The sequence below is a fragment of the Accumulibacter sp. genome (assembly GCF_031732815.1).
Classification (GTDB): Bacteria; Pseudomonadota; Gammaproteobacteria; order Burkholderiales; family Rhodocyclaceae; genus Accumulibacter.
Window position 1 is genome coordinate 1 of record NZ_JAVMKF010000024.1, and the last position, 9,351, is coordinate 9,351.

The 9,351-nt window shown below is 67.0% G+C and carries 9 protein-coding genes; 4 read left to right on the top strand and 5 right to left on the bottom strand.

Features of this window, described 5'->3' with window-relative positions; translation table 11 throughout:
- A partial coding sequence (gene gpmI, locus RKP46_RS02135) for a 2,3-bisphosphoglycerate-independent phosphoglycerate mutase (RefSeq protein ID WP_311105105.1) occupies positions 1-1,530 on the top strand: 1,530 nt, incomplete at its 5' end.
- A 42-nt stretch (positions 1,531-1,572) separates the two neighbouring features.
- Here gpmI and lysA read toward each other — a convergent pair.
- Positions 1,573-2,817, bottom strand: coding sequence for a diaminopimelate decarboxylase (lysA, locus tag RKP46_RS02140; RefSeq protein ID WP_311105106.1), 1,245 nt, complete (start codon positions 2,815-2,817; stop codon positions 1,573-1,575).
- On the bottom strand, positions 2,814-3,020 hold the full coding sequence (lptM, locus tag RKP46_RS20145; RefSeq protein WP_409194092.1) for an LPS translocon maturation chaperone LptM: 207 nt from the start codon (positions 3,018-3,020) through the stop codon (positions 2,814-2,816). The genes lysA and lptM overlap by 4 nt, the downstream gene beginning before the upstream one ends.
- A 36-nt stretch (positions 3,021-3,056) precedes the next feature.
- On the opposite strand from lptM, the gene cyaY reads away from it, so the two are divergent.
- The 3 genes from cyaY to RKP46_RS02155 all read left to right on the top strand — a co-directional run bounded on the left by cyaY (position 3,057) and on the right by RKP46_RS02155 (position 5,482).
- A complete protein-coding gene (gene cyaY / locus RKP46_RS02145) occupies positions 3,057-3,347 on the top strand; it encodes an iron donor protein CyaY (RefSeq protein WP_311105107.1) in 291 nt (96 codons plus the stop codon).
- A 148-nt stretch (positions 3,348-3,495) separates the two neighbouring features.
- Positions 3,496-4,923, top strand: a complete 1,428-nt coding sequence (locus tag RKP46_RS02150; RefSeq protein ID WP_311105108.1) for an ATP-binding protein — start codon at positions 3,496-3,498, stop codon at positions 4,921-4,923.
- The gene (locus RKP46_RS02155; protein WP_311105112.1) at positions 4,916-5,482 is read left to right on the top strand and encodes a response regulator transcription factor; all 567 of its coding nucleotides are present in this window, start codon (positions 4,916-4,918) and stop codon (positions 5,480-5,482) included. Before RKP46_RS02150 ends, RKP46_RS02155 begins: the two co-directional genes overlap by 8 nt.
- Before the next feature lie 54 nt (positions 5,483-5,536).
- On the opposite strand, the gene RKP46_RS02160 is transcribed toward RKP46_RS02155, so the two are convergent.
- The 3 genes from RKP46_RS02160 to RKP46_RS02170 form a co-directional block, all read right to left on the bottom strand.
- Positions 5,537-5,704, bottom strand: a complete 168-nt coding sequence (locus RKP46_RS02160; protein WP_311105109.1) for a hypothetical protein — start codon at positions 5,702-5,704, stop codon at positions 5,537-5,539.
- Positions 5,705-5,741: 37 nt separating this feature from the next.
- On the bottom strand, positions 5,742-7,628 hold the full coding sequence (gene recD, locus RKP46_RS02165; protein WP_311105110.1) for an exodeoxyribonuclease V subunit alpha: 1,887 nt from the start codon (positions 7,626-7,628) through the stop codon (positions 5,742-5,744).
- The coding region (locus RKP46_RS02170) for a 3'-5' exonuclease (protein ID WP_311105111.1) at positions 7,625-9,351 on the bottom strand (1,727 nt) is incomplete at its 5' end. The genes recD and RKP46_RS02170, both read right to left, overlap by 4 nt.

The following is a 9,351-nucleotide window of genomic DNA, read 5'->3' on the forward strand; positions in this document are numbered from 1 at the left end:
CGCAAGCCGACGCTCGATCGCCTTTTCGCCAACTATTCAAACATTACGCTGCGCGCGCATGGTACCGCCGTGGGCATGCCGTCCGACGAGGACATGGGCAATTCGGAGGTGGGCCACAATGCGATCGGGGCCGGGCAGGTGTATAGCCAGGGCGCCGCGCTGGTCGCCGACGCGATTGCCACCGGTTCGATCTGGCAGGGCGCTGCCTGGCGCGAGGTTGTCGCCGGCGCCAAGGCGGCGCGCAGCACGATCCATTTCATCGGTCTGTTCTCCGACGGCAACGTCCATAGCCATCTTGATCACCTGCGCGCACTCGTCGAGCGCGCCCGGGAAGAGGGTGTGCGGACGGTGCGGGTGCACATTCTGCTCGACGGGCGCGATGTTCCGGAGACCAGTGCGCTCGACTACGTCCTGCCTTTCGAAGCTTTTCTGACGCAGATCAGCAGCGCCGATTTCTCCGCCCGCATCGCTTCCGGTGGCGGCCGCATGAACATCACGATGGATCGCTACGAGGCCAACTGGACGATGGTCGACAAAGGATGGCAGACGCACGTCCTCGGTCAGGGTGAGCAGTACGCCAGCGCCTCGGCGGCAATCGAGGCGCTGCGCGCCAGGTTTCCCGGGACGATCGATCAGGACCTGCCACCCTTCGTGATTGGCGAGAACGGCCAGCCGGTCGGTACGATCGAAGACGGCGACTCGGTGGTTTTCTTCAACTTCCGCGGCGACCGCTCGATCGAAATCACGCGCGCTTTCGAAGAAGCGGGTTTCGACAAGTTCGACCGCGTTCGCGTGCCGCAGGTGACCTACGCCGGCATGCTGCAGTACGACGGCGATCTCAAGTTGCCGAAGCGTTTCCTGGTCGATCCGCCGGCGATCATGGACACGATGGGCGAATGGTTTGCGAAAGCCGGCATCACGCAGTTCGCCTGCTCGGAAACTCAGAAGTTTGGTCACGTGACGTACTTCTGGAACGGCAATCGGTCGAACAAGTTTGCCGGCGAGACCTACCACGAAGTGCCGAGCGACGTCGTTCCGTTCGAACAGCGGCCGTGGATGAAGGCGGCCGAGATCGCCGACGCGATGATCGACGCGCTGCGCAGCGGTGAATACCGGACGCTGCGGTGCAATTTTGCCAATGGGGACATGGTTGGCCATACGGGCAGCTTTCGTGCGGCGACGATGGCGATCGAAGCGGTCGACCTGCAACTGGCGCGCATCCTGCCGGTGATCGATGCGCTCGGCGGCGTGGCGCTGATCACCGCCGACCACGGCAACGCCGACGAGATGTACGAGATCGACAAGAAGACCAGGCAGCCGGCGAAGAACGCCGACGGGTCGTTCAAGGCGAAGACGTCGCACACACTCAATCCGGTGCCGCTGATCCTCTACGATAACGTCAGCGGCGGCAAGCTGGCCCTGCAGCAGACGGCGAACGCCGGCCTGTCGAACCTTGCGGCGACGATGGCCAATCTGCTGGGTTTCGAGAAACACGCCAAGTGGGACGATAGCCTGCTGGTCGTTCGCTAGCGCGGTGCCGCGCTTCGTCCGTCGGTGCGGCGGAGCGCGGTTTCAGGGCAGGTGCTGTTCGCCCGCGTAGAGTTCGCCGATCGTCTCGCGGCGGCGGACGAGGTGCGCCTGCGCTCCGTCGAGCATGACCTCGGCCGCGCGTGGGCGGCTGTTGTAGTTGGAGCTCATCGCCATGCCGTATGCGCCGGCCGACAGGACCGCCAGCAGGTCGCCTGGGGCGAGGGCAAGCGCCCGTTGATGACCGAGGAAATCGCCCGATTCGCACACCGGTCCGACGATTTCCCAGATCGCCGTTGCTTCGGCGCGCGGCGTCACGGGCACGATGTCGTGCCAGGATCCGTAGAGCGCCGGCCGGGCGAGATCGTTCATCGCCGCATCGACGATGGCGAAGTTCTTCGCTGCACCCGGTTTCAGGTACTCGACGCGGGTCAGCAGCAGGCCGGCGTTACCCACCAGGCGGCGCCCGGGTTCGAGCAGAACGCGCAGTTTTCGTCCGGCCAGGCGGGCGAGCAGCGGTTGCAGGTAGTCGGCAATCGAGGGTTCGCTCTCGTCGCGATAGCGAATGCCGAGCCCGCCGCCCAGATCGACATGTTGCAGCGCAATGCCGTCGGTTGCCAGTTGGTCGACGAGTAGCAGAACCTTGTCGAGCGCTTCGGCAAACGGCGCGGGATCGAGCAACTGCGAGCCGATATGGCAGTCGATACCGTGCACGGAAACGTTCGCCAGGCGGTCGGCCTGACGATAGAGCTGGCGTGCCTCGGCGTAGGCAACGCCAAACTTGTTCTCCTTCAGACCGGTCGAGATGTACGGATGAGTGCGTGCGTCGACGTCCGGGTTGACGCGCAGACTGACCGGCGCGGTCTTGCCCAGGTGCCCGGCGACGGTGTCCAGCCGTTCGAGTTCGGCGGCCGATTCGACGTTGAAACAGAGAATGCCGGCGGTCAGCGCCGCTGCCATTTCGTCCGCGGTCTTGCCGACTCCTGAGAAGACGATGCGGTCAGGTTGCGCACCGACCGCCAGGACGCGCTGCAACTCGCCGCCCGAGACGATGTCGAACCCGGCGGCGCGGCGTGCCAGAACATCGAGCACGGCGAGATTGGAATTGGCCTTTACTGCGTAGCAGACGAGCGCGTCAACACCGTGCAGCGCGGCATGGAACTCGGCCAGAGCGGACTCCAGCGCGGCTCGCGAATAGACCCAGCACGGCGTGCCGAACTCGGCCGCCACATCGGCCAGCGACAGCGCTTCGCCATGCAGCACGCCGTCATGGTAGGCGAACGGGTTCATCGGGGCGCACCGGGGGCCGTGTCAGTATCTGACGCGCTGGCGGCGCCGCCGCCGGTGCGCGGCGCTTCGCCGGTGGCGGCGGGTTTGCTCGATGGCGGCATTTTCAGCGGACCCTTGTTGCCGCAGCCGGCGAGTGCCAGGAGGGCAAGCAAGGCCGCAGCAAGGAGTCTGACAGGGGTAGTCTTGTACACGGTTCGGCACATGGTCCGGAGAGGGAGAGCGAGGGATGGTAGCACAGGATGGATGACAGAGAATTCGCCGCACGCGCCGATGTCGCGTTGCAACAGATCGAGGATGCGCTCGCTGCCAGCCAGCCGGATTTGGATTTCGCGCGGGTGGGCGACGGGGTGCTCGAAATCGTCCTCGAAGACGGCGGCAAGGTCGTCGTCAATCGCCACGCGGCAGCGCAGGAAATCTGGGTGGCAGCGCGCAGTGGTGGTTTTCACTTTCGCTGGGACGGCAGCGCGTGGCTTGATACGCGTAGCGCGCGCGAACTGCTGAGCACTGTGTCGGCGCTGCTCGCCGGGTAGTGTGAAGCGCGCAGTGCGCGCCTGAGCAGGAGCGGGCGGGCGCCACGTATGCGACCGATCGCCGCAGGCGCGGCCAAGGGGGCACGCGCGGCGTAGAATCACGCTTCTTTTTCGCCCTCTGAGCGGGCGGTTCAGGAGCACGCTTCGAGTGAGCCGGGAGCAGCTATTTGCCGTATTGCCGGGCAGCGCCAACCCGCTGGCGAGACTGCTCGCGCTGCGCCGCGTCGAGATCCTTGCGCAGTGCGCGGTGCTCATGCTTGCCGTCGTCTGGCTCAGGATACCCTTGGCCGTCGTGCCGATGACCGCGAGCATCGCCTTGCTCGCGTTGGCGAACCTGCTTACCCGTTGGCGGCTGGAGAAGGGCGGCGCGGTACGCCATGGCGAGGTGCTGGCGCAGCTTGCGCTCGATGTCGCGGTTCTTGCCTTGCTTCTCTACTTTGCCGGCGGGTCGGCGAATCCTTTCGTTTCGCTCTTCCTGCTGCCGCCGATGCTGGCGGCAGTGATGCTGCCGGCGGTCTACGCCTGGGTGATGGCCGGTCTGACCCTGTTTGCCTACACCTTCCTGATGTTCTGGAAGCTGCCTCTGCCGCCGCCGCAGGGCGATCTGGCGCAACTCGACGCATTATTTGCCCGCGCCGCCGGCGGCGTTGGCGAGCACCTCGGGCACAGCAGCGGTTTCGCCCTGCACGTTCTCGGCATGTGGCTGAATTTCGTCATCAGCCTTGCCGTCGTGGCTTTCTTTCTGACCCGCATGGCGGCAGCGCTTGAAGCGCGCGAGCGCGAGCTGGCGGCGGCGCGCGAGGATGCGCTGCGCAACGAGCAGGTGCTGGCGCTCGGCACGCTCGCCGCTGGCGCGGCGCATCAGCTCGGGACGCCGCTGGCGACGATGGCGGTGATCATTCGCGAACTCGAACTGGCGCATGCCGATGGCGAACTGCGCGCCGATCTGTTGCTCCTGCGCCAGCAGGTCTACCGCTGCAAGCAGACGATTTCGCAGATCCTCGCCTCGACCGGGCACGAGCGTGCAGAAAGCCGGCAGCCGCTGCGTCTGGATGCGTTCGTCCGTCGCCTGCTCGACGAATGGCAGGTGATCCGGCCACAGGTACGCTGGCGACTCGATCTGTTGGGAGAACTGCCGGCGCCGCTGGTCGCTGGCGAGCGAACGCTCGAACAGGCGATCCTCAATCTGCTCGACAACGCGGCGGATGCGAGCAGCGTGTCGGCCACCGGCGCCGCTGGCAGCCGTGCCGATGGCGAGCGGCCGAGCGAACCGGCGGTCGTCGTCGCCGTCACCTGGGATGCAGTGTGCTGCCAGGTCGACATCCTCGATCGCGGCCCAGGGCTGCCGGATGACATGGCCAAGCGCTTTGGGCGGGCTTTTGCCAGCAGCAAGACGCTCGCCGAGGACAGGCCGGGCGGCCTTGGTCTGGGGCTTTTCCTGGCCAATGCGACGATCGAGCGCTTGGGCGGCAAGGTCCAGTTGTTCAACCGCGGCGATTCACCGGGTGGCGCGTGTACCCGGATCAGCCTGCCGCTGCAGCGCCTGGCAGTCGGTGCACATGTCGGACATGCCTGAGCGAGCGGGCAGGATGGTCGACGACGAGCGGCCGACGCTGCTCCTGGTTGACGACGACGAGGTCTTTCGGCGCGTCCTGGCGCGTGCTCTGGAAAGGCGCGGCTACGCCGTTGCGCCAGCGGCCGATGTCGCTGCGGCGCTTTCTCTGGCGCAGGCACAAGCGCCCGAGTATGCGGTGGTCGATCTGAAGATGCCGGGAGATTCGGGGCTCTGCCTGATCGAGAAGCTGATCGAGCTTGATCCGAGCACGCGCATCGTCATGCTGACCGGTTACGCCAGCATTGCGACCGCGATCGAGGCGATCAAGCTGGGCGCGGTGCACTATCTTGCCAAGCCATGCGACGCCGATGAACTGGTCGCAGCGCTCAACAAGGGCAGCGAAGGTGATGCGACGATCCCGGTCGCCGGCTCGCCGCTGTCCGTCGACCGTCTCGAGTGGGAACATATCCAGCGCGTCCTGAAGGAGCACCAAGGGAACGTATCGGCGACGGCGCGTGCCCTCAAGATGCATCGCCGCACCTTGCAGCGCAAGCTGGGCAAACGCCCGGTCAGGGAATAGGCAGGCGGTCGCGCTCGCGCTTGGGCATGGCCAGCGCGCGAACACGCCGCCGGCTCACTCCCTGGCTTCGTCTTCCTCGCTGGCGAGCGTCTGCTGCAGGCTTTCGTAATCCTTGCGGTTCTGCCGCAGGAAAAAGACGAATCCCCAGAGCAGAGCGAGGCCGATGAACATGAAGAGCGCCGCCGCACCCCAGTCGATGCCGCTGCTTACTGCGGATTCCATCGTTTTCTCCTGATCGATTCCGAGCCGTAATTGAGGTCTAGCGCTCGCTCTCTGCCGAACGTTCTTCGCTCAGCTCACGCAAGCGGGCGACGAGGCCGGAGTGGCGCTCGCTGCGGTTGGCGCAGGCTGCGTTCAGCACCTCACGACTGCCGACGATGGTGAGCTGTTGCGCCGCTCGCGTAATCCCAGTGTAGACCAGTTCGCGCGTCAGTACACGGCTCGCTTGCTCGGGCAGGAGCAGGAGCACCGAGGCGAATTCGGAACCCTGCGATTTGTGGATCGTCAGCGCAAAGGCGTCCTCGTGCGCGGGCAGGCGGAGCGGTGGCAGCGGTCGCCAGCCGCCGGATTGCTCGGGGAACCAGACCATCAGTTCGCCGCCATCGTCGGGCAGACAGATACCGATGTCGCCGTTGAACAGCTTGAGCAGATGGTCATTGCGCTGGATCATTACCGCCCGACCGGGGTACCAGGGCGAGTGCGTGGCGCTGCGCGCGGCCGCTTCCGGCAAGCGGGCGCGCAGATGGCGACTGACGAGTTGATTGATCGCCTCGACGCCGCGCGCTGTTTCGCGCAGCGCACAGAGGACGCGGAAGCGCTCGAAGGCAGCGAAGACCTCGGCTAGCCCCGGGGCGCCGCTCAGGCAGGTGCTGAGCGCGGCAAAGTAGGGCTGGTAGGCGGTCAGGATGACTTCGCCGAGCGGCCGCCGGACATCGTCGCCGTCGCCCGACAGCCAATCGATCGTGCGCTCCTCGCCAGCGGCGAGCCAGGCGCAGAGCGCAGCACCGGCCCCCTGTCGGACCAGTGCAGCAAGCTGGCCGATGCCCGAGCTGGCGGCGAAGCGATGGCTCTCAGTCAGCCAGACGACGCAGTCAGGCAAGCCGCTGCGCTCGGCCGCTGGCGCGGGTTGGATCTTCTCGCGTGGCGTTGCACTGAGCCTTGCCAGGTCGTCGATACATTCGGCGCTGAGCGTCGGGTCGGCCGAGATCTCGGCGAAGACCGAACCGGCTTCGACTGCCGCCAGTTGATCCTTGTCGCCGAGCAGGATCAGGCGCGCCGCAATGGGCAGCGCGGCGCACAGTCGATAGGCGAGGGCAAGGTCGAGCATCGATGCCTCGTCGACCACCAGCAGGTCGATTGGCAGCGGGTTGTCGGCGTGGTAGCGGAAGACGCCTGCCTGGTGGCTGGCGCCGAGCAGGCGGTGCAGCGTATGCGCCTCGCCCGGGAGCAGCGCCTGGATTTGGGCGGGCAGATCGACGGCGCGCCGGCGCAAGGCGTCGAGCAGGCGGGCTGCCGCTTTGCCGGTGGGCGCGGCGAGGGCGACGCGCAGACGCGGATTATCGGCGAGCAGGCAGGCGAGCAGAGCGACGGCAGTTGTCGTCTTGCCGGTCCCCGGCCCTCCGCTGATGACCGTCAGGCCGGCGCGCGCGGCGAGCGCGACGGCGAGCTTCTGCCAGTTTGCCAGGTCGCCGGCCTGCGCGCTGCGGCGGGCGAAACAGTGCTCCAACTGGGTGCGGAAAGCGCTGCCGGGGCGCTCCACGGCGTGTCGGGCACGTCGGTCGAGGGCGGCTGCCAGTTCCCGTTCATAGTGGAAATAGCGCTGCAGGTAGATACGCCCGCCGTCGTCGATGACGAGCGGCAAGCATTGCGCCGTGCCGGCGACCGCAACCATTCGGCTGGCCTGCAGCAGCGCGCTCAGCTCTTCCGCCGTGCTGTCCGGGAAAGTGGCGAGGAGGTCGGCGATCTGCGCGCAGACGTGCCCGGCCTGCGTCGCCAGACTGGCCAGGCGGCCGGCGGCGGCGAGCAGCGCGAGCGACGAGTCCGGCGCGCCGGCAGTGCGGGCCCAGGCGACGAGGTGGCGGGCAAAACCCTCGGCCAGTTCGCCACCGCTGGCGCTGTCGGCGCTCAGTGTGGTGCGCGCGCTCATCGCGCGTGTCCCGATCCGTCGCCGACGAGCAGCGCGTCGAGCGACTCGATGCACGCCAGCGTTGGCCGATGGTCGTAAACCCCGCAGGTCCCGGCGGCGGCCTCGGCGCTGTCGGTGGCTCGCCATTCCGGGCGAACACCGCGGACGAAAAGGTAATGCACGCTGCCGAAGTGACGCTGGTAGTCGTAGTCGGCGATTCGCTGGCGCAGGTAGCGATGCAGGGCGACGGTGTAGAGCAGGTACTGCAAGTGGTAGCCATGTTCGGCCATGGCCAGCGCGAGCCTGTCCTGTGCGTAGTCCGAAGCTGCGTAGCCCAGGTGGTTCGACTTCCAGTCGACGATGTGAAAGCGGCCGTCGTGCTGAAAAATCAGATCGATGTAGCCCTTCAGGTAGCCTGCGAGCGGGATGAAGTCCAGCCTTGGCACTGAGTAGGAGTGTGTTTGCAACCAGTTGTTGAGGGTTTGTGCGGCGAGCGGAGCTGCGGGCAGCGTGAAACCCATCTCGGCCAGACGGTGCGCCCGTCCGATTCGGGCGAGGACGATTCCGTCGGCGAGCGGCGTCGTCAGCACGTCGGCCAGCAGGCGCTGCAGCATGCGCGGCAGATGCTCAGGCGACTGCTCGGCGGGCAGGTCGGCGAGCACCTGCGGGTGGGCAGCGAGCGTCTGCGCAATGGTGTCCGGCCACTGCCGCGCATCGGCAAAGTCGACTCGCTCGAAGAGCTGGTGCAGACAGTCGCCGGCAGCCGCGCCGCGCGGAAAGCGAAGAATGTCGTCGGCCGGGAGGTCACGCGGGACGCCTGCTGGTGCGCCTCGCGACTCGCCGCGGCTGTGCTCGCCGCCCGCGCGGCCATCCGGGTCGTTCGGCACGGCTTCCCGAGTGCTCGCGTGTTGCAGACCGGTGAAGCTGTCGATCCGCCAGCCGCCGACGATCGGGCCGGGTGGCGAAGCGACGGCGAGTGCCTCGGCAGCGCGGGGCGCTGGCGCCATCCGGGCGCCGCCGGCGGGCAGCCGGGCGAGGGCAATCGGCGCTCCACCGGTGGCCAGCGCGCACCAGGCCTGGTTGATCTGTTCGGCGGTCAGTCGATGCTCGAGCCACTGCGCGTATTCCATGCCTGCGCCGGCGACCAGCCAGTTGAGCACGCTGTGGTTGCCTGTGGTGAGCGATGGGCGGCCGAAGGCAAGCGTCGAGTAGCAGCCGGCGACGAGATAGCAGCGATGGACAGCGCGCGTCAGCGCGACGTAGATCTGGCGCATCGACTCGGCGTCGCGCGCCGCCCGGCGGCGCTGCCGGATGTGCTCTCTTTCGGCCGGTTCGAGCTCGGGCCGGAAATCGATCACTGGCTGGTCTTCGTCGTCGTGGTACTCGCAGCCTTCCAGCCGGTCCGCTGCGTTGCTCTGTCCGGGCCACAGGAAAGGACAGAAAATAACGCTGTATTCGAGCCCTTTCGCTTTGTGTACGGTGACGATCCGGACCAGATCCTGGTCCGATTCCAGACGCAACTGAGCGACTTCGTCGGCGTCGTCGCTGTCTCGCCGGCCGGCGAACCAGCGCAACAGCGCATCCGGGGCGCCCTGCTCGAGCTCGGCCTGGTGCAGCAGCTCGCTCAGGTGGAGAACGTTGGTCAGACGCCTTTCGCCGTCGCTGAGCGCGAGCAGGCGGCGGGCGACGCCTTCGTCTTCCAGCCAGCGGCGCAGCATGACGCCGACGCCGCGGCGCAACCAGA

Coding starts and splice junctions, on each gene's coding strand:
- cyaY (WP_311105107.1), top strand. CDS start 3,057: ATGGATGACAGAGAATTCGCCGCACGCGCCGATGTCGCGTTGCAACAG.
- lptM (WP_409194092.1), bottom strand. CDS start 3,020: ATGTGCCGAACCGTGTACAAGACTACCCCTGTCAGACTCCTTGCTGCG.
- recD (WP_311105110.1), bottom strand. CDS start 7,628: ATGAGCGCGCGCACCACACTGAGCGCCGACAGCGCCAGCGGTGGCGAA.
- RKP46_RS02160 (WP_311105109.1), bottom strand. CDS start 5,704: ATGGAATCCGCAGTAAGCAGCGGCATCGACTGGGGTGCGGCGGCGCTC.
- lysA (WP_311105106.1), bottom strand. CDS start 2,817: ATGAACCCGTTCGCCTACCATGACGGCGTGCTGCATGGCGAAGCGCTG.
- RKP46_RS02155 (WP_311105112.1), top strand. CDS start 4,916: ATGCCTGAGCGAGCGGGCAGGATGGTCGACGACGAGCGGCCGACGCTG.